Source organism: Sporosarcina sp. AD_1 (assembly GCF_057373025.1).
The window spans coordinates 162,143-184,075 of record NZ_JBPVIR010000009.1; the positions used below are offsets into that span (position 1 = coordinate 162,143).

At 46.2% G+C, this 21,933-nt stretch carries 25 protein-coding genes and 1 riboswitch; of the genes, 20 read left to right on the top strand and 5 right to left on the bottom strand.

Going from position 1 to position 21,933, the window contains the following annotated elements:
* Positions 1 to 18: 18 nt before the first annotated feature.
* The gene (locus ACSW3C_RS17150) at positions 19 to 282 is read right to left on the bottom strand and encodes a hypothetical protein (RefSeq protein WP_486564020.1); all 264 of its coding nucleotides are present in this window, start codon (positions 280 to 282) and stop codon (positions 19 to 21) included.
* 312 nt (positions 283 to 594) lie between these two features.
* Between ACSW3C_RS17150 and ACSW3C_RS17155 the strand changes: the two genes are divergently transcribed.
* From ACSW3C_RS17155 to ACSW3C_RS17205, 11 genes are all read left to right on the top strand, one after another.
* Positions 595 to 1,458: a DUF72 domain-containing protein gene (locus ACSW3C_RS17155; RefSeq protein ID WP_486564021.1), complete on the top strand. Its 864-nt coding sequence runs from the start codon at positions 595 to 597 to the stop codon at positions 1,456 to 1,458.
* Entirely contained in the window at positions 1,458 to 2,282 is an 825-nt protein-coding gene (locus ACSW3C_RS17160) for a sulfite exporter TauE/SafE family protein (protein WP_486564022.1), read from the top strand. The genes ACSW3C_RS17155 and ACSW3C_RS17160 overlap by 1 nt, the downstream gene beginning before the upstream one ends.
* 1 nt (position 2,283) lies before the next feature.
* A complete protein-coding gene (locus tag ACSW3C_RS17165; RefSeq protein WP_486564023.1) occupies positions 2,284 to 3,684 on the top strand; it encodes a bifunctional metallophosphatase/5'-nucleotidase in 1,401 nt (466 codons plus the stop codon).
* Positions 3,685 to 3,725: 41 nt separating this feature from the next.
* Positions 3,726 to 4,505 carry a sporulation protein YunB gene (gene yunB, locus ACSW3C_RS17170; RefSeq protein ID WP_486564024.1) on the top strand — a complete coding sequence of 260 codons (780 nt, stop codon included), beginning with the start codon at positions 3,726 to 3,728 and terminating at the stop codon, positions 4,503 to 4,505.
* 52 nt (positions 4,506 to 4,557) lie between these two features.
* Positions 4,558 to 4,736: riboswitch (Lysine riboswitch) on the top strand.
* A gap of 131 nt (positions 4,737 to 4,867) precedes the next feature.
* On the top strand, positions 4,868 to 6,439 hold the full coding sequence (locus ACSW3C_RS17175; protein WP_486564025.1) for a Na+/H+ antiporter NhaC family protein: 1,572 nt from the start codon (positions 4,868 to 4,870) through the stop codon (positions 6,437 to 6,439).
* Positions 6,440 to 6,655: 216 nt separating this feature from the next.
* Positions 6,656 to 8,185, top strand: coding sequence for a sodium-dependent transporter (locus ACSW3C_RS17180; RefSeq protein WP_486564026.1), 1,530 nt, complete (start codon positions 6,656 to 6,658; stop codon positions 8,183 to 8,185).
* Positions 8,186 to 8,197: 12 nt separating this feature from the next.
* The gene (locus ACSW3C_RS17185) at positions 8,198 to 8,305 is read left to right on the top strand and encodes a methionine/alanine import family NSS transporter small subunit (protein WP_238081022.1); all 108 of its coding nucleotides are present in this window, start codon (positions 8,198 to 8,200) and stop codon (positions 8,303 to 8,305) included.
* A gap of 282 nt (positions 8,306 to 8,587) precedes the next feature.
* Positions 8,588 to 9,532 carry a lipoyl synthase gene (gene lipA, locus ACSW3C_RS17190; RefSeq protein WP_238081023.1) on the top strand — a complete coding sequence of 315 codons (945 nt, stop codon included), beginning with the start codon at positions 8,588 to 8,590 and terminating at the stop codon, positions 9,530 to 9,532.
* 14 nt (positions 9,533 to 9,546) lie between these two features.
* The gene (locus tag ACSW3C_RS17195; RefSeq protein ID WP_486564027.1) at positions 9,547 to 9,870 is read left to right on the top strand and encodes a YutD family protein; all 324 of its coding nucleotides are present in this window, start codon (positions 9,547 to 9,549) and stop codon (positions 9,868 to 9,870) included.
* 125 nt (positions 9,871 to 9,995) lie between these two features.
* Positions 9,996 to 10,454: a DUF86 domain-containing protein gene (locus ACSW3C_RS17200; protein ID WP_486564028.1), complete on the top strand. Its 459-nt coding sequence runs from the start codon at positions 9,996 to 9,998 to the stop codon at positions 10,452 to 10,454.
* Positions 10,455 to 10,460: 6 nt separating this feature from the next.
* Entirely contained in the window at positions 10,461 to 11,225 is a 765-nt protein-coding gene (locus tag ACSW3C_RS17205; RefSeq protein WP_486564029.1) for a TIGR01457 family HAD-type hydrolase, read from the top strand.
* A 71-nt stretch (positions 11,226 to 11,296) separates the two neighbouring features.
* Here the strand turns inward: ACSW3C_RS17205 and ACSW3C_RS17210 are convergent, their stop codons facing one another.
* Positions 11,297 to 11,533, bottom strand: coding sequence for a YuzB family protein (locus ACSW3C_RS17210; RefSeq protein ID WP_486564030.1), 237 nt, complete (start codon positions 11,531 to 11,533; stop codon positions 11,297 to 11,299).
* Between the two features lie 137 nt (positions 11,534 to 11,670).
* On the opposite strand from ACSW3C_RS17210, the gene ACSW3C_RS17215 reads away from it, so the two are divergent.
* A complete protein-coding gene (locus ACSW3C_RS17215; protein ID WP_238081028.1) occupies positions 11,671 to 12,738 on the top strand; it encodes an NAD(P)/FAD-dependent oxidoreductase in 1,068 nt (355 codons plus the stop codon).
* Positions 12,739 to 13,803: 1,065 nt separating this feature from the next.
* Here the strand turns inward: ACSW3C_RS17215 and ACSW3C_RS17220 are convergent.
* Positions 13,804 to 14,133, bottom strand: a complete 330-nt coding sequence (locus tag ACSW3C_RS17220) for a YuzD family protein (RefSeq protein ID WP_486564031.1) — start codon at positions 14,131 to 14,133, stop codon at positions 13,804 to 13,806.
* A gap of 195 nt (positions 14,134 to 14,328) precedes the next feature.
* Here ACSW3C_RS17220 and ACSW3C_RS17225 point away from each other — a divergent pair, with 195 nt between their 5' ends.
* Both ACSW3C_RS17225 and ACSW3C_RS17230 read left to right on the top strand, forming a co-directional pair.
* A complete protein-coding gene (locus ACSW3C_RS17225) occupies positions 14,329 to 15,111 on the top strand; it encodes an alpha/beta fold hydrolase (RefSeq protein WP_486564047.1) in 783 nt (260 codons plus the stop codon).
* Positions 15,112 to 15,275: 164 nt separating this feature from the next.
* Positions 15,276 to 15,512, top strand: a complete 237-nt coding sequence (locus tag ACSW3C_RS17230) for a NifU family protein (protein WP_184212455.1) — start codon at positions 15,276 to 15,278, stop codon at positions 15,510 to 15,512.
* 46 nt (positions 15,513 to 15,558) lie between these two features.
* On the opposite strand, the gene ACSW3C_RS17235 is transcribed toward ACSW3C_RS17230, so the two are convergent.
* A complete protein-coding gene (locus ACSW3C_RS17235) occupies positions 15,559 to 16,245 on the bottom strand; it encodes a DUF2225 domain-containing protein (protein WP_486564032.1) in 687 nt (228 codons plus the stop codon).
* Positions 16,246 to 16,413: 168 nt separating this feature from the next.
* Here ACSW3C_RS17235 and ACSW3C_RS17240 point away from each other — a divergent pair, with 168 nt between their 5' ends.
* The 4 genes from ACSW3C_RS17240 (at position 16,414) to ACSW3C_RS17255 (ending at position 19,346) form a co-directional block, all read left to right on the top strand.
* On the top strand, positions 16,414 to 16,779 hold the full coding sequence (locus ACSW3C_RS17240) for a HesB/IscA family protein (protein ID WP_486564033.1): 366 nt from the start codon (positions 16,414 to 16,416) through the stop codon (positions 16,777 to 16,779).
* A 371-nt stretch (positions 16,780 to 17,150) separates the two neighbouring features.
* Positions 17,151 to 18,365 carry an NAD(P)/FAD-dependent oxidoreductase gene (locus ACSW3C_RS17245; RefSeq protein WP_238081032.1) on the top strand — a complete coding sequence of 405 codons (1,215 nt, stop codon included), beginning with the start codon at positions 17,151 to 17,153 and terminating at the stop codon, positions 18,363 to 18,365.
* 73 nt (positions 18,366 to 18,438) lie between these two features.
* Complete coding sequence (locus ACSW3C_RS17250) at positions 18,439 to 18,930, top strand: NUDIX domain-containing protein (RefSeq protein ID WP_486564034.1); 492 nt, start codon at positions 18,439 to 18,441, stop codon at positions 18,928 to 18,930.
* Between the two features lie 89 nt (positions 18,931 to 19,019).
* Entirely contained in the window at positions 19,020 to 19,346 is a 327-nt protein-coding gene (locus tag ACSW3C_RS17255) for a YuiB family protein (protein ID WP_486564035.1), read from the top strand.
* 74 nt (positions 19,347 to 19,420) lie between these two features.
* Here ACSW3C_RS17255 and ACSW3C_RS17260 read toward each other — a convergent pair whose 3' ends face one another.
* Positions 19,421 to 19,897, bottom strand: coding sequence for a divergent PAP2 family protein (locus ACSW3C_RS17260; RefSeq protein WP_238081035.1), 477 nt, complete (start codon positions 19,895 to 19,897; stop codon positions 19,421 to 19,423).
* A gap of 210 nt (positions 19,898 to 20,107) precedes the next feature.
* Between ACSW3C_RS17260 and ACSW3C_RS17265 the strand changes: the two genes are divergently transcribed.
* Positions 20,108 to 21,616: a leucyl aminopeptidase gene (locus tag ACSW3C_RS17265; RefSeq protein ID WP_486564036.1), complete on the top strand. Its 1,509-nt coding sequence runs from the start codon at positions 20,108 to 20,110 to the stop codon at positions 21,614 to 21,616.
* Positions 21,617 to 21,676: 60 nt separating this feature from the next.
* Entirely contained in the window at positions 21,677 to 21,922 is a 246-nt protein-coding gene (locus ACSW3C_RS17270) for a hypothetical protein (protein ID WP_486564037.1), read from the top strand.
* Positions 21,923 to 21,933 lie beyond the last annotated feature (11 nt).

The following is a 21,933-nucleotide window of genomic DNA, read 5'->3' on the forward strand; positions in this document are numbered from 1 at the left end:
TCGTTCTTCCTTTTTTTGTTACTTGCCTGCTATGTTCATGCACCAAGTAAAGTTCTCCCAAGCGGTATACCAGCCCGTGAAAAGCTCTTGCGAATCATCCCAACGTACTTCAAACTTTTTCTGGCCGTCCACTTCTATTAAATACAGCTCGAGAGTAGGATCGTCTTTAGACACTGCAAGCTTCATGCCGTTTTGAAGTTCTTCCTCGGTAAACACTACATCTGAAACCGAACGTACCTGTGCTTGTTCAAATACTGCTTTGTTGCTGATTCTATAATTCATAATAACCTCCAAATTAAACAATTAACTTTATCCAATCTCATTCTGCAAACGATAGAACTACAACAGTATATACTAAAGCATTTAGAGATGAAATCAAGTATTAAATTAGCAGCTGGAGGTTCTAGATACAGTTTATTTCCTGCATAAAAAGGAAAGTCCCCTTATCTAATGCCTTTGAAGAGGCAGACACGGACGGTTACTGCTTTTCCATAAAGGGAAAGGGAGATTGTGATTCAAAATGCAAACTAGCAATGCATCCTGTTAGGCATATGCTATGATGGATTATACGAAATCTAGAAAGGGGAGAGGGCATTGATTCAAGTCGGTTTGACAGGATGGGGAGATCATCCCGATGTTTATAGCCCCACTTCGAATGCCAAAGAGAAATTGATTGATTACAGTACCCATTTCCCAATCGTCGAATTGGATTCGAGTTTTTACGCCATACAGCCGGAGCGGAATATCCGGAAATGGATCAGGGAAACGCCAGATACATTTCAATTTATCGTCAAGGCGTACCAAGGCATGACTGGCCATCAGAGAGGGAAGATCCCGTATGATACGCCGGAAGAGATGTTTCAGGCATTCCGGTTGTCGATCGGGCCTTTAAAGGAAGCGGGAAAGCTGGCGATGGTGCTTGTCCAATTTCCGCCATGGTTTGATTGCATCCGGGCGCACGTAGAAGAAATCAGATACATATGCAGAGAGCTGGCCGATTACGATGTGGCGATTGAGTTTCGCCATCAAAGCTGGTATTCAGATGAATTTAAGGAGAAGACTCTCGAGCTGCTGAGGGAATTGAAGGCAATTCATACGGTTTGCGATGAACCGCAGGCCGGAGAAGGCAGTGTGCCGCTCGTTCCGATCGCAACCCGGGCTGACAAAACGTTTGTCCGTCTACATGGACGGAATGTGGGTGGCTGGCGCAATGTCACAGGAGATAGCAAAGAGTGGCGCAAAGTGCGGTATCTCTATAATTATTCCGATGAGGAGCTGGAGGGAATTGGGGCGGCGGTTGCCGACCTTGAAAAGCAATCGGAACAGATTTACATCGTGTTCAACAACAATTCCGGAGGGCATGCGGCAGAGAATGCAAAGCGTTTTCAGTGTTTGCAAGGACTTGATAGTGCCGGCCCAGCACCGAAGCAGTTGGACCTCTTTGGAGGAGATGAGTAATGGAATACGTATTATTAGCGATTATCGGTGCGCTAGCAGGTGTGCTTGGATCCATCGTCGGCTTAGGGGGCGGGACGATCCTTGTACCCCTTACTTTGCTCGTCGGCATTGATCTCGGTTGGATTCCCGGCATCACACCGCAAAGTGTTGTCGGGTTGTCCGTCATCATGATGATTTTCAACGGGCTTTCTTCGACCATATCTCACATGAAGGTAAAGACGGTCGATTATCAAAGCGGCTTCATTTTCTTTATAGGAACGGTCCCCGGGACTTTGATCGGGGCATTTGTGAATAAAAATGTAGACTTGCCATCATTTAATTTATATTTTGGTATTTTGCTTATTGTGTTGGCTGTTTTATTGCTCGCTCGAAAATATTTAAAGCCGATCCATTGGTTTGTGAACCATGGGAAGGAACGTGTCTTCATTGATCCAAAAGGAGAAACCCATGTATATGGCTATCCGATCTGGTTTGCCTTGCTGCTCACGTTTGTGATTGGCTTCACGTCTGGGCTCTTCGGCATTGGCGGGGGTACAATGATCGTGCCAGCGATGATTTTACTTTTCCTATTTCCTCCGCATGTTGCGGTCGGTACATCGATGTTTATGGTGTTTTTATCGGCTATCGTCAACTCGATCACGCATATTTCGCTCGGGCATGTGCCTTGGCTGTATACACTTCCGGTCATTCCCGGTGCGTACATCGGCGGTACGATCGGTTCGAATCTGAATAAAAAAATGAATTCGGAAACGCTTGTTGTTGTTCTGAGAGTCATTTTATTGCTGTTTGGAATTCGATCGATCATTGAAGGGATCTGGGGTTGAAATGAAGGAATCTATTATCTCAATTCATCTTTACCATACAAATGATCTTCATAGCCATTTTGATAACTGGCCGAAAATAAGCCGTTATTTGAAAGAGAACAAAGTAAAGCATCAGCTGCAAGGTGATGCTTGTTTTGTATTCGATATCGGCGATCATATCGACAGATCCCATCCCTATACGGAGGGCACGAGAGGAAAGGGAAATGTCGCCCTTTTGAACAGCGCGGGATGCGATGCAGTGACAATCGGCAACAATGAAGGGATCACGTTGTCGAAGAATGCATTGAACACATTATACGAAGGGGCGGCGTTCGACGTGATTCTCTGTAATTTGGAGGAGCCGGATGGGACGTTTCCCAAGTGGCTGAAGCCGTATCGCATTTTTGAAACGGCAGAAGGCGTGCGCATCGGTGTGATCGGCGCAACGGCGATGTATCCGGCTTTTTATTCCCGTTTGGGGTGGAAGATATCAGAACCGCATGCCGCCCTTCGAAAGATCGTGGCGGAAATAGAAGGACAGGCGGATGTTCTAATTTGCCTTTCCCATCTAGGTATCCATGAGGACCGGAAGCTTGCGGAAGAACTTGATTCGATCGATGTCATCCTCGGTGCGCATACCCATCATTTATTTACAGAAGGGGAATGGATCGGGGATACATTATTGGCCGCGACGGGGAAATTCGGGATGTACGTCGGGCATGTCGCGCTTGAATACGACGTTGAGAAAAAACGAATCACGCATAAAGAGGCGGCTGTAGTCCGATGTGATGGCTTGGACAGTGATCCGGGAGATACGGCGATGGTTAATGAATTGATGGATCGCGGAAAGAAGACGCTGGACGAAAACGTCTTTTATAATATTGAATCGATGCCTCAGGAATTGTTCGGTCCAAGCAAGCTGTCCTCTTTCTTCGGAGAGGCGCTGATTGCTTATACAGAGGCCGATTGTGCATTGTTCAACGCCGGCATCTTTCTAGGCGGGCTGGAAAACGGCTGGGTGACCAAAGGGGATCTGCATGCATTGCTGCCTCATCCGATCAATCCGTGCATCGTTAGTCTGAACGGCAGAGAGTTGCGTGAGCTTTATGAGCTCTCCCTGAACGACGAGCTGCCACGGACAGAAGTGAGAGGTCTTGGCTTTCGTGGCACCCTAATGGGAGCCATGATCCGTGAACGGCTATGGATGGATGAAGGAATGTTGTGCGTCGGTGACGAGGAAGTGGAGGATGACAAGAGCTATCGGCTTGTTACGCTGGACATGTTCACTTTTGGCTACTTCTTTCCGTTATTGAAAGATGCGCCAAAGGAGTATATTATGCCTGAATTGATCCGAGATGTCGCCGGTTGGTATGGCAAACGCTTGCTGGAGGAGAAGCGGACTGGCAGTCAGCAAATGGAATGAACGGCTCCTTGCCTGCATAGATTTATGTAGGAGGAGTCGTTTTGAAATTTTATGGTCAAGTCCCGCGTAAATATTACGGCAGGAAAAAGAAAAAGCGTAAATGGATATCCCTTATATTGCCTGCGTTTCTTCTGACAATCGCTATTTTCCTCTATATCGTAAACGCCAGACTTACCCCTATTTACATACAGTACGCGGAGTTTCAGACGGAAATCATTGCGGCGCATGTCATCACGCAGGCAATCAAATCCCGGTCCACAGAAATTTATAACGTCAATGATATTATTAAAAACATTCCCAATGATTCGGGTGCGATGGTCACAACACAGTTCGATACGGAGATCATCAGTAAGACCATGGCGGAAATCCATAGTTTAGTGGAGTCCCATCTCGATATGGCGGAAAGCGGCAATATGGATATGCTGCCGCTTAATGAAAATATCGAATACGACCCGCAAGCGATGGAAAGCCATGGAGGCGTTGTCTTTTTTGTCCCGGTTGGGCAAGCGACGAACATCCCACTGCTCGGTAATCTCGGCCCGAAAATCCCTATTCGCTTTCATGTGGTAGGAAGCGTGCATACCGATGTGGAAACGGTTGTGACCGAGTTTGGCATCAATAATGCCATTGTTGAGTTGAATGTCCTTGTTACGGTGGATGTCCAAATCATCGTACCACTTGCGACACGTACGACAACTGTGGAGCAGCGCATTCCGGTAGCGTTCGGCATGATTCAAAGCCCGATTCCGCAAATTTACAATAAGGGTGATGGAAACGCGCCGCAAATCGAAGTGCCATTGCAGAAAGGCAAGGATAATTAACCATTGATTTTGCCATCTATTCTTGTTAGGCTAGTAAATGTTAGAAGAATATCGATTAGGTAGAGGCTGCATTGCTTATGAGTAACGTACGAGAGGGTGACACCGTTGACCGTGCTAGAAAGGAAGCTTTGCCGAAGCTGAATGGATTGTCAGGTCCTTCAAGCTGGGGTCATTCCGAACAGGGATGACACTGTCATACATGATTAGAATGTATGATGAGCTACAGATCGTACGTTAGATAGTATGAAATTATCCAACAAACGAACCGTAGATAGCCGATACCGGATGCACGCAAGTGTGAAGGTATCGGTTTTTTCATTCCCCCTACTTGGCCTCGATTCATAGAAATGGAGGAAAGCAACTTGATTGGAACTTGGGTATCAATTTTACCGCCGCTGATTGCCATTGTGATGGTGTTGGTGACAAAGCGGGTCTTATTATCATTAGGAAGCGGTATTGTGGCCGCGGCTTTATTGGTCGCTTCGTTTTCACCGGCTGAAACAGTCAGCTATTTATGGAAGGGGATGATCGTCTCGTTTTGGGATGACGGCGCCCTGAATACGTATAATATTTTCATTATGCTTTTCATCTTATTGCTGGGTGTGATCACTGCGTTTGTCAGTCTCTCGGGAGGGAGCAGGGCATTTGCGGAATGGGCCGTTCGCCGAATCAAGACAAAACGTGGTGCCAAATTGCTGACAGTCATTGTCGGCGTGCTCATCTTTGTGGATGACTATTTCAATGCGCTGGCAGTTGGACAAATTGCGCGTCCCATTACGGACGAGCATAAAGTGTCCAGAGCAAAACTTGCTTATTTCATCGACTCGACATCCGCACCTGTCTGTGTCATCTCCCCGATTTCCAGCTGGGGAGCATTCCTGATCGGCCAGCTGGCATTGATCCTCGGATCGACGGCAGCATTGAGCTACTCGCCGCTATCTGCATTCCTGCTGATGGCACCTATGAATTTCTATGCAATCATCACTCTATTGATGGTGTTCTTCTTCGCTTGGACAAACATCGACTTCTTTACGATGAAAAAGCATGAGGAACTGGCGGACGAGGGCCAGCTCTTCCACCCCGACAAAGATATCCCCGGCCAGCTGAAAGAGGATTTTCCTGTCCATTCCTACGGCAAGGTGAGAGATTTGGTAGCGCCAATTATTACGCTCGTCGTTGCGACGTTCGGTATGATGATCTACACTGGCTACCAAGCGGGCGGAACGATGAATATCTGGTCGATTTTTGAAAATACCGATGTACCAAGATCCTTGCTGATCGGCGGATCGATCGGAACGCTTGTCGCGGGCTGGTCTTATATCGCTCAACTGAAACATAACGAAACCGCGTCGATGCAATGGCTTGGAAAAGCGTTTATCAGCGGTATTAAAGCGATGATGCCCGCTGTTCTAATTCTGGTGTTCGCTTGGGCTTTGACTGATTTGATCGATGTATTGGAAACAGGACAATTTTTATCTGGCGTCGTAGAGAAATCCAATATCCCTGTCGGTTTCATTCCTGTACTGATGTTTGTGCTGGCGGGTGTCATGGCGTTTTCCACAGGCACTTCTTGGGGATCTTTCGGCATCCTGCTGCCGATCGCCGGTACGATTATGCTGAATGCAGAGCCTGAGCTTCTGCTGCCTGCACTGTCAGCGGTACTCGCGGGTGCTGTGTTCGGAGACCACTGTTCTCCGATATCTGACACGACGATCCTGTCATCAACGGGAGCGGGTTGCAACCATATGGACCACGTGTCGACCCAGTTGCCTTATGCCTTGGTGGCTGCAAGCATCAGTGTGGTGGGTTATATTGTTTTAGGATTGACCGGTTCTGTCTGGATAGGTCTGATTGTGGCACTTGCTGTACTCGGAACCTTGTTCTTTGTCTGGACCGCAAAGAGTAAAAAAATGAAAGCAGGGCATTCCGCATAATGCGTTATTCATCTTTGGTAATTAAGATAATTGAAAGGAAGGGGCGATGATTTTTCATCGCCCTTTTGTTATGGATGCGTTAATTGTCGAATAAAATATTGTTTTGACAATAGTCAGTTAGACGTATATACTAATCTCTAAGATTATATACTAATCTGAAAATATATAACTTTGACTCCTTTTAGAAAAGGAGCAATAGGGAAAGGGGAGAGCTTTATGGAACAGCGTTCGCAATGGGGCACGAGGGCCGGATTTATTATGGCTGCTGTTGGTTCCGCGGTAGGGCTCGGCAATATCTGGCGTTTTCCATACGTGGCGTATGAAAACGGCGGAGGGGCATTTTTCATTCCATATTTATTCGCACTACTGACTGCCGGCATACCGATTTTGATCATGGAATTTACAATAGGCCATAAGTATCGTGGTTCCGCTCCATTGTCATTCTTCCGTATGAACGGAAAAGGAGCGGAGTGGCTCGGATGGTGGGGGATCTTTGTTTCGTTCGTCATCTCGACTTACTACGCTGTCATCATCGCGTGGGCGATGAAGTATACGATTTATTCCTTCAATATGGCATGGGGGGATGATACGGGCGGTTTCTTGTTCGGCTCCGTATTGCATCTCGCGGACAATCCGGGAGAAATCGGTGGAATCGTTCCAGGCGTATTACTTCCATTGTTGCTCGTTTGGGCAATTGCCTTCATTATTTTGCTTGCTGGAGTCAAGAGAGGGATCGAACTGGCAAACCGTATTTTCATCCCGACACTTGTCGTCGTCTTCCTTCTAGTCGTTTTGCGTGCGGTCACGCTCGATGGAGCGGCTGTAGGATTGCAGGCTTTCTTCAAACCTGATTTAAGCAAGTTAGCGGATTCGACCGTCTGGGTGGCGGCGTATGGGCATATCTTTTTCAGTTTATCCATCGCCTTCGCTATCATGATTACCTATTCCAGCTATTTGCCAAAAAAATCGGATATTACGAACAACGCATTCATCACAGGATTTGCGAACTCCGGTTTTGAATTGCTTGCAGGAATTGGGATTTTCGCGGCGCTAGGATTCATGGCGACGCAAGCGAACGTGCCAGTCGGCGAAGTGGCTACTGCAGGTGTAGGCTTGGCGTTTGTCGTATTCCCGCAAATTATTAATGAGATGCCGGGGATGAATGGAATCTTCGGAGCACTCTTCTTCCTGTCACTCGTACTGGCAGGGCTCACATCGCTTATTTCGATCTGTGAGACGTATATTGCAGGGGTTTCCGATAAGTTCAATGTGTCCCGTACCAAGTCCGTTATCATCGGGGTGGGGGCAGCTGCGCTTATCTCCTTGCTGTTCGCAACGAATGGCGGTTTGTATTTGCTTGATACGGCCGATTACTTTATCAACCAGTTCGGAGTTGCAGCGATTGGATTAATAGAAGTCATTCTCATTGCTTGGGCATTCCGTAAGCTTCGCGTGTTCGAGACGCATGCCAATGAGATATCAGATATTCGGGTGGGAACTCTCTGGCGTATTTGTTTGAGCGTCATAACACCTATCGTATTGGGCTGGATGATGATCGACTTGTTTCGTAAAAATATTTTCAAGTTGCATGACACGGATAACGGAAACTACGAAGGCTATCCGGACGGATTCATTTTGGCTGGCGGATGGTCAGTTGCCATCTTCGCCATTGTCATGGCACTGATTTTCACAGCAATGAAGTGGAATAAGAAAGCGACAGAATTCAATGAATATGATAATCGATAAGGAGGATTCACAATGAGCGGAGATGCAATTTTAATGATGGTTGTTGGGATCCTCATTATCTGGGGTGGTTTAGCGGCAAGCGTCGTTTATGCAATAATGAAATCCAGAAGCAGAGCTTAATATGGAAAGAGCGCCTGATAGAAGGCGTTCCAGACTGCAGGCAAAGTCAAGAAACCTTGATTTTGTCTGCAGTCTTTTTCTTGTGAATCAAACCGTACTCCCGCTTCGGCATTTAGAAGAAAAGAGAATGCCAAGTGTCCTAAGAAAGAGGTTCCATTTCATGCGAACAGCTTTAGAATTATTTTAGTTCTGGAGGCGGCGGGAGGTTGTTTGAAGTCTGAATATATGTTACATTGACAGGTATAAGGGAATATATCGTCAAGCAGATTGGAGTCGGTTGTCTTGTCATGCAGACCAGAAGTCAAAAAAAGAGATGAACATGTCCGTAAACCGGATTGGTTGAAAATCAAGCTGAACACGAATGACAATTATACAGATTTAAAAAAATTGATGCGTGAAAAGAACTTACATACTGTTTGTGAAGAAGCACGCTGCCCGAATATCCATGAGTGCTGGGGAGAGCGCCGAACGGCTACGTTTATGATTCTAGGGGCTGTCTGTACTCGTGCATGCCGCTTCTGTGCGGTAAAAACGGGTCTTCCGAATGAATTGGATCAAGCAGAACCGGAACGTGTCGCAGATTCGGTTTCTTTGATGAACTTAAAACACGTCGTGGTCACCGCGGTAGCGCGCGACGATTTAAAGGATGGCGGTTCTGCCATTTTTGCGGAAACGATCCGGGCCATCCGGCGTAAAAATCCGTTCACAACAGTGGAAGTGCTTCCTTCTGATATGGGCGGAGATTATGATAACTTGAAGCGTCTTATGGATGCCAAGCCGGATATTTTGAACCACAATATTGAAACGGTTCGAAGATTGACACCAAGAGTCCGTGCACGTGCGACGTATGATCGTTCCTTGGAACTTCTGCTTCGTGCAAAGGAAATGTATCCTGATATTCCAACCAAATCTTCTTTAATGCTAGGACTTGGAGAAACGTGGGAAGAAATCATCGAGACGATGGACGACCTCCGTGCGCATCAAGTGGACATCATGACGATCGGCCAATATTTGCAGCCGACAAAAAAGCATTTGAAAGTCCAGAAGTATTACACTCCACAGGAATTTGGCGAATTGCGGAAAATTGCGATGTCAAAAGGTTTCTCACATTGTGAAGCAGGGCCGCTTGTTCGTTCGAGTTACCATGCAGATGAGCAGGTTAACTCGGCAGCGAAGGAAAAGCAACGGATTGGTGATGAATTATTGGAGTCAGCGGTGAAAAGCTGAATGGTGGTGTGACATTGATTACGATAGAAAATTACACATATGATCTCGTTAAAGAGTATCGCGATGGTTTTAATGAAGAGGCGCTGAACGCCCGGTTCAGTGACGTCTTGTTAAAGTACGATTATATTTTGGGGGATTGGGGATACGGCCAGCTTCGTCTCAAAGGATTTTTTGAGGATCGGAACAATAAGGCGACCTATGAAACCAAAATTAGTACGGTTCAAGATTATTTATACGAATACTGTAATTTCGGATGTGCCTATTTTATCTTGAAAAAGACCGGGAAAGTGAAGTCGGCTCCTGTCGAGACTGTACCGGATGAGCAAACGCATGTGTAAACTACACATGCGTTTTTCCTTGCCTTTATTTGACGAGCCTGATGGCAACGAAATGACGGAAAAGAGTATAATAAGATATGTGATATGATGGAAGCATGAAATTGCTTACTTAGGAGGAGACCCAATTGTATTTCATTGATCGCAAGAAAATTTATGCTACCCTTACCTACATGGAGCAGCTGCTTGAGTTATTCCGCCAGGAGGCAGGATGGCAGAAGGATCAAGTCCACGCACTCGCATTAGAAAGACTTTCGCACGGAATCGTAGAATCGATCATCGACGTCGGCAACTCGATGATTGACGGTTTCATCATGCGGGATCCGGGTAGCTATGAGGATATCATCGATATTTTAGAGGATGAAAAAGTGATCACTCCACAGATGGCTGAACCGTTGAAACGTGTTGTGGAACTTCGGAAAATGATTGTCCGCGACTTCGTGAAAGTGGATATTGGAACATTGGATACCGTGTTATCTGGATCGCTCGAGGAACTGGCTGCATTCCCGCCGAGGGTTCGTGATTATTTGGAGAATGAACTAGGTCCGGTTTCCGCTTTTTTACCTTCGGATTCGGAGCAGGAGTAATAGAGAATGGACAAGTATAAAGCGGTCTGTTTTGATTTGGATGGGACAGTGTACCGAGGGAAGGAAGCCATTCCGGAGGCAGTTGAGCTGATTGATGCACTGGGCAGCCGGGGAACAGCTCCGTATTTTGTAACGAACAACTCGTCCATGACTCCATTCCAGCTCCAAGCTAAACTTGCCACTCTAGGCATTCAGGCAGAAGAGGACCATATTATGACGTCTGCGATTGCGGCGGCTGCGTATTGCAAGGAACATTTTGACGGTGCCTCTGTCATGATGATCGGAGAGGAAGGACTGCGTGCTGCGTTAGTGGAGCAAGGGTTCTCCCTGACGGATCGCAACCCGGATATTGTCGTGATGGGCATTGACCGCGGCGCCAACTATGCCAAGCTGGCGGAAGCCTGTCTAGCCATCCGGGCGGGAGCCGGATTTGTCGCGACGAATGGAGACAAAGCGTTTCCGACTGAACGCGGACTTGTGCCTGGAAATGGCTCGTTCGTAAAGCTTATGGAATATGCCACTGATGTCGTTCCGGTCATTGTAGGCAAACCAGAGCCGCATATGCTGCATTTCATCCAACAGCAAGGCGGATATCAGAAGGATGAAATGGTGATGATCGGGGATAATTATGAAACGGATATCGAAGCCGGCCTTCGTTTCGGCATTGACACGATTCACGTGGAAGGCGGCGTCACAAGCCGTGAAACTGTACTGCAAGCGGCAAAGCAGCCGACACATCTCTTTGCAACACTCACCGATTGGAACCGATAAAGGACTACGCATAGACAATATAAAAGGCAATCCATAAAACTGGATTGCCTGCATTTTTCCTAATCAGTTCATTAAAATAAAGGATTTTCTTCGATGAATTGATAGATTTTCTCTGTCAATTCCTCTGGCGTTTCCGCTTTCACGATTTCCCCATTTACGAGGGCGTAAAGCGAGTCCGCACAGGCTGTGCAATAACTGAGACAGCCATATTCCAATACATCTATGTTTGGATCCCTTTCTAACACTTCCAATGTTTTTTGTGAACCGTTTGCAAGATTGCTCATGCAAAATTCAACTATCGGATTCACGACGATCACCTCACCTAAATGGCATCCTACTCTTTTTTCCGAACGGCGTCAATTTTCAAGTCTTATTGTGAAAGTTATCACAAACTGATATAATAGGGTGGAAAAATAACGGAAACTGTTAGACGAAGGAGAATAATATGAAAAAACTTGTCTTATTAGGTGCAGGGTATGGAAACATGCGCATCTTGCTCCGCCTTTTGAATAAAGAACTTCCTGACGACATTGAAATTACACTGGTGGACCGCACGCCATTTCATAGTTTAAAGACAGAGTTCTACGCTCTGGCTGCAGGCACCGTTCCGGACTCCGAAGTACGAGTCGCATTGCCTGTGCATGATCGGCTGCGTGTAGTAGAAGGGGAGATCGAGGATATCGAACTGGCTGAAAAGCTGGTCCTTCTGCAGGATGGCAAGGAAATCCCTTACGATCAGTTGGTGATCGGTCTTGGCTGCGAGGATAACTATCATGACGTTCCAGGAGCCGCTGAGAACACGTACAGCATCCAAACGATCGGGAAGTCCCGAGTGACGTACAAAAAGCTGCTAGGCCTCGGTGGCGGCGCTACAGTCGGCATCGTGGGCGCAGGGCTAAGCGGTATTGAATTGGCGAGCGAGCTGCGCGAAAGCCGTCCCGATTTGAAAATCAAGCTGTTCGATCGCGGTTCCCGAATTTTGAAGGACTTTCCTGAGCGGCTCAGTAACTATGTAAAGGATTGGTTCATCAAGCATGACGTCGAGGTTGTCTCCAATTCGAATATTACAAAAGTAGAGCCGAACGCTCTCTACAACCACGAAGATCAAATTGAAGTCGATGCTGTCGTCTGGACAGCCGGCATTAAGCCAGCTGGATTAATTGAAAATCTGGACGTGGAAAAGAATCGGTCGGGCCGTGTGGTGTTGAACCAATATCACCAAGTTCCAGGTCATACGGAAGTGTATGTCGTTGGAGATATTGCAGCTCTGCCACATGCCCCGAGCGCTCAGCTTGCAGAGGAACAGGCCGAGCAAATCGTCCGTGTCCTTCGGATGGAATGGAACGGGGAGCCGTTGCCAAAAGAAATGCCGGAAATCAAACTAAAAGGATTCATGGGCTCCCTTGGGAAGAAGCAAGGATTCGCCTACCTAGCCGACCGGACCGTAACCGGCCGGATTGCGAGATTATTGAAATCCGGTGTTCTTTGGATGTACAAATGGCATAATGGCTAATATGAAAAATCCCTTCAGCATGTGAAGGGATGTCAGACTGTAGACAAACACCCTGCGCTTTGGTGTTTGCCTACAGTCTTTTTCTTTTCAAATAGAGATGAACTAACAGTGTTGATTTCCGCTACGAGCGGACGCTTTCCGCGGGCACGGCTTCAGCCAATCGAACGGCGAAGGGTTCGATTTGCCGTATTTCTGGGGTTTTGCAGAAATTAAGGCAGCCCTATACTCCAAACGCTCTGCTTTATATCGCAAAAGCTGTTCTTAGTGGCGGCACTCGCTTCGCTCAGTCCAGGGTCTTCAGCCCGTGCTGTTCCCGCAGGAGTCGCCGCTCTCCGCTACAATCAACGGAGTCCATTACCAATTGAATGAGGTAAAGGATAAGATGTCGAACAATAAAATTGATGAACTGGAACTGTTATAGATGCTAATCAAAGAGCAATTGATTCCTCAAGAACATCTGGTGCGAAAACTGTATGCGGCTCATGACTTCTCCTACATATCTATTAGTTGAAGATCTGTATTCAATCATTGGACAGCTAGCATAGAACCTATCGTACTCATCAAGATGACATATAATCAGTATATCTGCGGCATCCGTTCATGTGCCAGACAATCAAGGAAAGTGCAATGAAACAATTGACGCGTCTTTACAGAGACAAAAGAAAAGCATGGCAAGGGAAACACTGCATGGACTTTTTTTAAAAAGTCCATGCAGGCAATACGGGCTTTTGATGTCATAAATTTGAAGAAGCTGGCCAGTAGGCTATGGAGGCAGAAATGATGCACCTGTCATAAAGGATCTCCAGTTGATTGTAGTGCAGGGCGGCGACTAAAAGCAAAGCGTTAGGAGCAGCCAGATGCCTTAATTTCTGCAAAGTTCGCAGAAATTAAGGCCAAGCGAACCCTTCGTTGTTCGCTTGGCTGAGGGCAAGCCCCCCCGGAAAGCGTCCGCCCGGAACGGAAATCAACGTTATTTCAGTCTACTAACAGTTAAATGCACATGTTTAAGCAAAAGGGATAGAAATCTATATGATTTCCATCCCCTTTATTTTCACTACATATCGATTAGCCTTGCGGTACAAAGCCGTGTTTCTCGAGTTCGGTAAAGACAGGTTTTAATTGAATATAGCCTTCACCGACCACTTCTCCCTCTACCATGACGAGCGGGTAAAAGTATTCATCGTTCAATACTTGCTCGGCAACCAATTTTTGAGCCTCATCCGCAATATCCGATTCAATATCGATGTATTCGATGTGATACGGATGTCCGGGATATTTCCGGTCAATGGCCGCCTGCAGCCATTCATATGTATCCTTTGACGAAGGCGCGTTGACACAGCTTGCACAGACGACATCCGCTCCGTAAATTTCTATTCTCACTGAACTTTCCCCCATTTGACAGTTCCCTCCGATCTGTTAGCGAATCTTCTATCTTTATGATAAGAAAGATATGAGATTTTAGCAAACTATTATCCGGTTCGGAGTTAATAAACTGTTTCATTAAAATCGACGGTTCAATTGCTGGTATGCACATATGTCCAGTTGATATGGAATAGCCTATTGATGACAACGCAATGGGGAGGAATTTGTATCGGGTATTACGTCAATGTGGACCGGGGAGTGAACTTGTATGTGGAAGACCTGAACCCGGAAGCTGAACATACGATCTTGTTCATCCATGGCTGGCCGTTAAGCCACAAACAGTTTGAGTATCAGTTTGATGTTCTGCCGGCTATGGGATATCGTTGCATCGGCCTAGATTGGAGAGGGTTTGGTTTATCGGATAAGCCGTTCAACGGCTACACATTAGATCGACTGGCGGATGATCTCCGGGCTGTAGTCGGGGCGCTCGAGCTCCGAAATTTTACGCTTTTGGGCCATTCAACAGGCGGGGCAATTGCCATCCGGTATATGTCGAGATATCATAGCTATGGCGTGTCCCGGCTAGTTCTCGTTGATGCGGCAGCGCCAACAGGTTTTTCTATCGAAACGGCAAACCGTTATTTAACACAAACCGTGAACGACCGCCCCAAACTGATGCAGGAAGTCACAGACGGCTTCTTCTTCCAATATATTACGAAGCCTTTTTCGGATTGGTTTTTTCAAATGGGGATGCAGGCAGCAGGTTGGTCGACGGCAGCTATTGTTGTTTTATTGCGTGATGAAAACGTGGAAAGAGATCTCGCCGCCATTCAGGCACCAACGTTACTCATTCACGGCATTCACGATAAAGTGATTCCATTTTCTCAAGCGAAAGAAGTAAATAGAAGAATCGCCAATTCGCAGCTCATTCCTTTTCATTACAGTGGACATGGTCCATTTTGGGAGGAACGGGAGCGTTTTAATCGCTTGTTGATAGAATTTATTCAGTAGAAACTATTTCAGGAAAACACAAGGTTTCGCCTTTCTGCATACAAACGAAAAAGCGGTAAAAACTAAGATGGAACCAGAACTTTCAATTGCGGACAAATTTATTAATTTGTATTTGCAGTGCTCTTTAATTATAATAAGTATAATGAAAGGGGAGAACTTATACCATGACAGATACAACGATGATCGATTCTGTACAAGAAGTTTTAAATAAATTGCGTCCATTCCTCTTGCGCGATGGCGGCGACTGTGAATTGGTCGATGTGGAAGATGGCATCGTCAAGCTTCGTCTATTGGGGGCTTGCGGCACTTGCCCGAGCTCGACGATCACACTGAAAGCCGGAATTGAGCGCGCATTGCTTGAAGAGGTACCTGGCGTTGTAGAAGTGGAACAAGTATTTTAATGCAAATGTCTAAATGAGAAAGCGGCCTGTGCAATGGGCCGCTTTTTCATGGTTGTGTTTTCAGTTCACGTATCTCCTGCCAACGATCTTTCGCGAGTTGGATGACATGGGGTTCTGTCGAAGTGCGCTGGCTCTCAATAATACGGGATAAATTCCGTATCGCTTCTTCCTCGTCACCAATTTGCCAGGACAGTTCTGCGATCATATAAAGGACACGGGTTTCTGACATTTGGGTTCCGGCAAAATCCCCATTTGAATACGCTTCTGTGTATAGGTCGCGTGCAATGGCTTTAAATCTTTTCTCGGAAGCCTCGTCGTCTTTGTCTTTGTATAGCCAGGCAATCCGCAACGTGATGCCAGCCATCGTCAGTGATTTTTCCCTTTTGATGCTGGCGCTCAGATAGGCCAGCTTATAGGACTCGATCGCTTCATCTATTGTCCGCTCGTTGCCGAATGAGCGGCCGCTCCAGAGCGAAGTGATCGTTTGGGCAATTTCTTCTTTGACGCCAGGGCCAAAATAAGGTGTGAAATCTTCTGTGAAGGAAAAACCACAATGCGGACAAACCGCGACATTATAAAATAACGGATGCAAATCCGAGTTGTTGTAAATTGGCTTGAAGTCACTCTCATGCTTGATGACGCGCACGAAACGAGAACGGATTTTAGTAGTAGTAAATTTTTCCTTGCAATGAAGGCACTGGATTTTCTTTTCGTAGGTAGGATTTATCTCCATAGCGCACCATCCTTTCGTACTATTATCTTCATTATAACCTAAATCTTTAGAACTGGAAGCAACTATATTTGCACAGCTCCGAAAAACCTTGATATGATTAGGGAAATGATAAAAAAATAAATGACATGCCGTATAAATCGGCAACTATTTTGCAGGAAGGTGAATAAAATGACTCAATATGTTGAAATTACAGAAGCGGCTGCTTTTCAGGTGAAAAAGATGATGGAGCATAATGGGGAAGAAGGTTCATTCTTGCGTGTCTCTGTCAATGGAGGCGGCTGCAGCGGATTGACATACGGATTAGGCTTTGCGGAAGAACAAACAGATGATGATATTCTATCCATACAGCACGGTATCAATGTGCTCGTTACGAAAGAAGATGCGCCGATTCTCACGGGGACCAAAGTGGATTATAAGGAGTCTCTCATGGGTGGAGGTTTCACAATCGATAATCCGAATGCCATTGCTTCATGTGGGTGTGGAACGTCCTTTAGAACCGCATCTAAAGCAGGATCGCCGCAGTCTTGCGATTAATTAAAATAGAGGGGTATTCCCTTTGAAAATACCTACGGGCATAGTTTGCCCTATTTCAGTATTTTCAAATCATAACTATTTTTATTATAGTGTTGAAAACGCTTATTAAAAGGGCTAGTATAAGTATAGAAGTTTGTCGAAAATGGACAAATGCCAGGACTATGAAAATCGTCTCACATACCGATTTCCTATGGGCCGGGCGCAAAAAGTGATACTTCAATCGATGTGGGGTCCCCACACCCTCCGATTGCAAGTTAGACCATTTGGCCGACAGGTTGTGCTACCTGGTAAGCCAGCGGGTGTAACACTTTTTTTAAGTGGGGGCTCTCCCGTTTTGCGGGCTAATAAATTCAAAGGTGGTTTCGATTTTCGTGAAAAGACCGACAATCTTAGTACTAGGTGCGGGTTACGGCGGTTTAGCTACAGTCGTTAACTTGCAAAAATCGATTGGAACTGATGAGGCGGATATCGTACTTATCAACAAGAACGATTATCACTATGAGTCGACTTGGCTGCATGAAGCTGCAGCTGGTACATTATCTCCTGAGCAGGTCCGTTATGATATAAAGCATGTTATCAGCCAAGATAAAGTCAAGTTCGTCAAAGCTGAAGTCCAAGCGATCGACGTGAAGGGCAAAGTTGTTACAACTGATGTGGGTACGCATGCGTATGACTATCTTGTTATCGCACTAGGTTTTGAAGGAGAAACATTCGGCATTACTGGATTGGACAAATATGCTCTTTCCATTGCGAATGTTAAAGCAGCACGTCAAATCCGTGAGCATATTGAATACCAATTTGCTACATGGTCATTGGAAGACGAAAAAGACGATAGTCGCCTGACAATCGTAGTAGGCGGAGCTGGTTTCACAGGTATTGAATTCCTAGGTGAATTGGCAAACCGTGTACCGGAACTTTGCAAAGAATTCGATGTACCGCGCGAAAAAGTCCGTGTTATCTGTGTAGAAGCGGCACCAATGGTTCTTCCAGGATTCGACCCTGAACTAGTCGATTATGCAGTTCGTCAATTGAAGTCTAAAGGAATTGAATTCTCAATTGGCACGCCAGTTGTAGAGGCGACTCCTGAAGGCGTTAAGATCAAAAAAGGCGAAGAGGAATTCGAGTTCATCAAAGCGGGAACAGTCGTATGGGCAGCAGGTGTCCGCGGTAACCGTTTGATCGAAGAAACTGGCATCGAAAACATGCGTGCGCGTGTCAAAGTTGAAAAGGATCTTCGTGCTCCTGGCTTTGATGACGTATTCATCGTGGGCGACTGCGCATTGATGATCAATGAAGAAACGAACCGTCCATATCCTCCAACTGCACAAATCGCGATGCAGCAAGGTGACATGTGTGCAAACAACCTAGTTGCCCTAATAAAAGGACAATCGACGTCCGAATTTGTTCCTGACCTAAAAGGAAGCATTGCGTCCCTTGGTGATGACGATGCAATCGGTGTTGCTTTCGGCAAGAAGATGACAGGTAAAAAAGCATCTTTCATGAAGAAGATGGTCGACAACCGGGCATTGTTCTTGATTGGCGGTCTAGGCCTCACATTGAAAAAAGGGAAGTTCAACCTTTTATAATAAGAAAAGTTCAAGATGAGCATCTGCCTATAGTACAGGGCAGGTGCTTTTTTTTAGAAAGGGGGATCTTTCTGTGACAGCAAGGGGCAATGTATGGCTTGGTGCTGCCGGCCTCGTGATAAACAGTAATGGGGAATGGCTCGTCGTTAAAAAGACGTATGGCGGATTGAAAGGTTTCTGGTCCCTTCCTGCAGGTTTTGTGGAAGGCGGAGAGACGGCGGATCAGGCAGCCATCAGGGAAGTGAAGGAAGAAACAGGAATCGAAAGTGAGCTGGTCGGTATGATCGGCTTCCGCACAGGCGTGCTAAATGGCACGATCAGTGATAATATGGGCATTTTCTTATTGAAGCCGATCAGTGAAGGGCAGATGATCCAGCGTGATGCGAAAGAGATTGCTGCCGCCGCCTGGCAATCTCCTTTTGAATTAATGGATGGGGATGATGTTTCCCTAATGCTTCAAGAGATGGCAGAAAAAACGATAGAGTCCGGCCTGTTTCGAATGAAGGATCGAAACCCCGGTGATTGGTTTGGCTATACGGCTTACAAACTATTTTTCAGTGAGTGATCTTTGACAAATCGGTGACTGTTCCTCATTCTGTTGAAAGGGTGCCGATGTTCCTGTAAAATGGTGATTGGAAAACGGGGGTAGTCGAATTGGAACAAATTTCTTTGGTGGAAGTCATCTTATCCGTGTTAATTTTCGTTGTCATGTTCTTTGGCATCGGTTTTTTATTAAATATGCTGTTGCGGATGTCTTGGCTGATGGCCATCATTTATCCGATCGTTGTCATCTTGATTATCGATGAAGTGAAATTTTATGAGTACTTTACGAAACCGGCTTATGCATTCAATGCCTTGGGACATAAGATCATGGCTTTGCATGCGGTCGATATTATCATTTTGACAAGTGGTCTTGTCGGTGCCATCATCTCAGGGATCGTCATCAAAGCATTGCGGAAACAAGGCTATCAAATGTTTTAACTTAGCACGCAGCATACTGTTTTTATACATGAGAAAAGGCTCAGCTTGGAGGGTATCCCCCAGGTGAGCCTTTTTCATTTGATAAAGGTGTACGTAATAAGGGAAATGAGTATCCCCGTAACAGAACCTGCAAACACTTCACTCGGCTTGTGGCCAAGCAATGTTTTCAGCTCCTGTATTTTTTGCTGTCCGTCTTTCTGTGGCCAGCCTTTTATCTCCTGAACAAACGTCTGGAAGTCCAGCCGCATCTGATTGATAATCAGTGCTTGCTGCCCCGCCTGATAGCGAATGCCTGTCGCATCGAACATCACAATAACTGCGAAAATCGCAGACACAGCGAAGAGGGGAGAATCTAAACCAGTTTCAAAGGCAATGGCTGTCGTCAAGGCTGATACGGCTGCCGAATGGGAACTCGGCATGCCACCGGTGGACGTCATCAGTTTCCAATCGAGTTTTCGTGTCAATAAATAATGGATTGGAATTTTGACGAACTGCGCAAAGAAGATGGCAAATAAAGCCGCCAAAAGCGGAGTGTTTTGTACTATACCCATCTGCTTACACTCCTTGTTAAAAGATAATGGCCGTAAAAAAACTTTTTTCGGCGAATGCAGTGCTTCTTATTCGATTTTTCAATCGTTTTTTTCAGTATACCATAGCGATTGGAAGAGGGCTTGAAAATTACAACTTTTACGTTCCAAAATTTTAAGTAAATGGACCAATGGTATATAATACAAGATGTATGAAAAGTCAGGAGGAGTCAAATGAAAACACTATCAATTGAAACAGAACTCAGCAAAGTGACAGCAGACGTTTTAGTTGTCGGCGTACCCGAACATCCTGAAAATGTAGAGGGGTGGGCGGCGTTTGCGGACTCATTCAGTTCCAGGATTTTGGATTGGGTGCGCGCCGGAGATATTAAGACTGGATTTAAAGAAATCGTCAAAATGCCGTCTTTATCCGAACAGAGCTATAAACGCGTGCTGTTTGTGGGACTAGGCGCACCGAAAGACTTGACCGAGGAGAAACTTCGCCAGACGTTTGCGGCTGTCGGAAAAGAATTGCTTGCAAGCAAGTATGAAAACGCAGCCATTTGGACAGCTCCGTTCACAACCGAAGAATTGACATGTGCGGATGTCGCCTATGCGGCAACTGAAGGTATAGGCCTGGGTACGTATAAATTTGAAGGCTACCGGACGGATTCCAATGAGAAGGATTTCGCTATTGAGTCGCTGCAGTTCATTTCATCATACGATGAAGATGAATTGAAAGCTGCTTATGCCGTTGGAAAAGCATATGCAAGTGCAGTAAAGGAAGCTCGCAACCTTGTGAATATGCCGCCCAACTTGCTGACGCCTACCAAACTTGCGGAATATGCTGAAGAACTAGCGGAGAAATACGAATTCGAGATTGAAACACTTGGCAAGAAAGAGATGGAAGAGCTCGGAATGGGAGCGATTCTTGCCGTCAATAAAGGTTCTGTCGAGGAACCGCGCATGATCGTGTTGAAATATACGGCAACAGAGGAATGGGGAGATGTTGTCGGTTTGGTCGGTAAGGGCGTTACATACGATACAGGCGGCTACTCCTTGAAACCACGGGAGAGCATGGTCGGAATGAAAGGAGACATGGGAGGAGCTGCTGCTGTTCTCGGAGCCATGGCGATCATCGGCGAATTGCGTCCGGCCCGAAATGTCATCGCCGTAATTGGTGCCACGGATAATATGATTTCTGGTGAGGCGTTTAAACCAGACGATGTCATCACTTCATTAAGTGGAAAAACAATTGAAGTACTGAACACGGATGCGGAAGGAAGGCTCGTGCTGGCAGATGCTGTGACGTATGCGAAGCAGTCCGGCGCAAACTATCTGATTGATGTTGCGACATTGACAGGTGGTGTCATCGTAGCTCTTGGAAATGATAAAACAGGTGCACTCACAAACAATGAGGAGTTCTTCGAGGAATTCATGGAAGCTTCCTTGGAAACAGGCGAATTTGTATGGCGTCTGCCGTTGACGGAGAACGACAAGAAGCGAATCCGAAAAAGTGATGTCGCGGACTTGAACAATTCGCCGGGCCGGGATGGCCATATGATTTTTGGCGGTGGATTTGTTGGAGAATTCGTTGGCGACACACCATGGATCCATTTGGATATCGCGGGCACGTCCGATGCATCTGCTCCTCATGATCTCGGACCAAAGGGCGCAACAGGTGTCATGGTACGCACACTTGCAACTTTGGTTGAAAGAATGGCGGAAAAGGATTCAGAATAGGCCATTGTCCCTCCACAAATCATCTATGTTGAATAGGATAGGTGGGAAAGGGGGATGAAGATGGTACGTTACGGTAGAGGTGGTCGTGGTTATGGCGGCGGATTTGGACGGGGTTTTGGGAATAATGGGTTTGGATTTGGATTCGGTGGATTCGGTGGTCCATTTTTAGGAGGTTTGGCAGGCAGCTTGCTAGGAAATGCGTTTTTCCCGCAGTCTTACTATCCGACTCCATATTATAATTATTATCCGTATGGAGGTTATCCGGGGTACTATCCTCCGTATTATCCGCCGTATTATCCATATTGATAAAAAACGCG

Bases quoted from the DNA above. Each gene is read 5' to 3' on its own strand.
- ACSW3C_RS17165 (WP_486564023.1), top strand. From the start codon at position 2,284: ATGAAGGAATCTATTATCTCAATTCATCTTTACCATACAAATGATCTT.
- ACSW3C_RS17260 (WP_238081035.1), bottom strand. From the start codon at position 19,897: ATGGGTATAGTACAAAACACTCCGCTTTTGGCGGCTTTATTTGCCATC.
- ACSW3C_RS17185 (WP_238081022.1), top strand. From the start codon at position 8,198: ATGAGCGGAGATGCAATTTTAATGATGGTTGTTGGGATCCTCATTATC.
- ACSW3C_RS17180 (WP_486564026.1), top strand. From the start codon at position 6,656: ATGGAACAGCGTTCGCAATGGGGCACGAGGGCCGGATTTATTATGGCT.
- ACSW3C_RS17265 (WP_486564036.1), top strand. From the start codon at position 20,108: ATGAAAACACTATCAATTGAAACAGAACTCAGCAAAGTGACAGCAGAC.
- ACSW3C_RS17240 (WP_486564033.1), top strand. From the start codon at position 16,414: ATGACTCAATATGTTGAAATTACAGAAGCGGCTGCTTTTCAGGTGAAA.
- ACSW3C_RS17270 (WP_486564037.1), top strand. From the start codon at position 21,677: ATGGTACGTTACGGTAGAGGTGGTCGTGGTTATGGCGGCGGATTTGGA.
- ACSW3C_RS17235 (WP_486564032.1), bottom strand. From the start codon at position 16,245: ATGGAGATAAATCCTACCTACGAAAAGAAAATCCAGTGCCTTCATTGC.
- ACSW3C_RS17230 (WP_184212455.1), top strand. From the start codon at position 15,276: ATGACAGATACAACGATGATCGATTCTGTACAAGAAGTTTTAAATAAA.
- ACSW3C_RS17150 (WP_486564020.1), bottom strand. From the start codon at position 282: ATGAATTATAGAATCAGCAACAAAGCAGTATTTGAACAAGCACAGGTA.
- ACSW3C_RS17205 (WP_486564029.1), top strand. From the start codon at position 10,461: ATGGACAAGTATAAAGCGGTCTGTTTTGATTTGGATGGGACAGTGTAC.
- ACSW3C_RS17160 (WP_486564022.1), top strand. From the start codon at position 1,458: ATGGAATACGTATTATTAGCGATTATCGGTGCGCTAGCAGGTGTGCTT.
- ACSW3C_RS17220 (WP_486564031.1), bottom strand. From the start codon at position 14,133: ATGGGGGAAAGTTCAGTGAGAATAGAAATTTACGGAGCGGATGTCGTC.
- ACSW3C_RS17215 (WP_238081028.1), top strand. From the start codon at position 11,671: ATGAAAAAACTTGTCTTATTAGGTGCAGGGTATGGAAACATGCGCATC.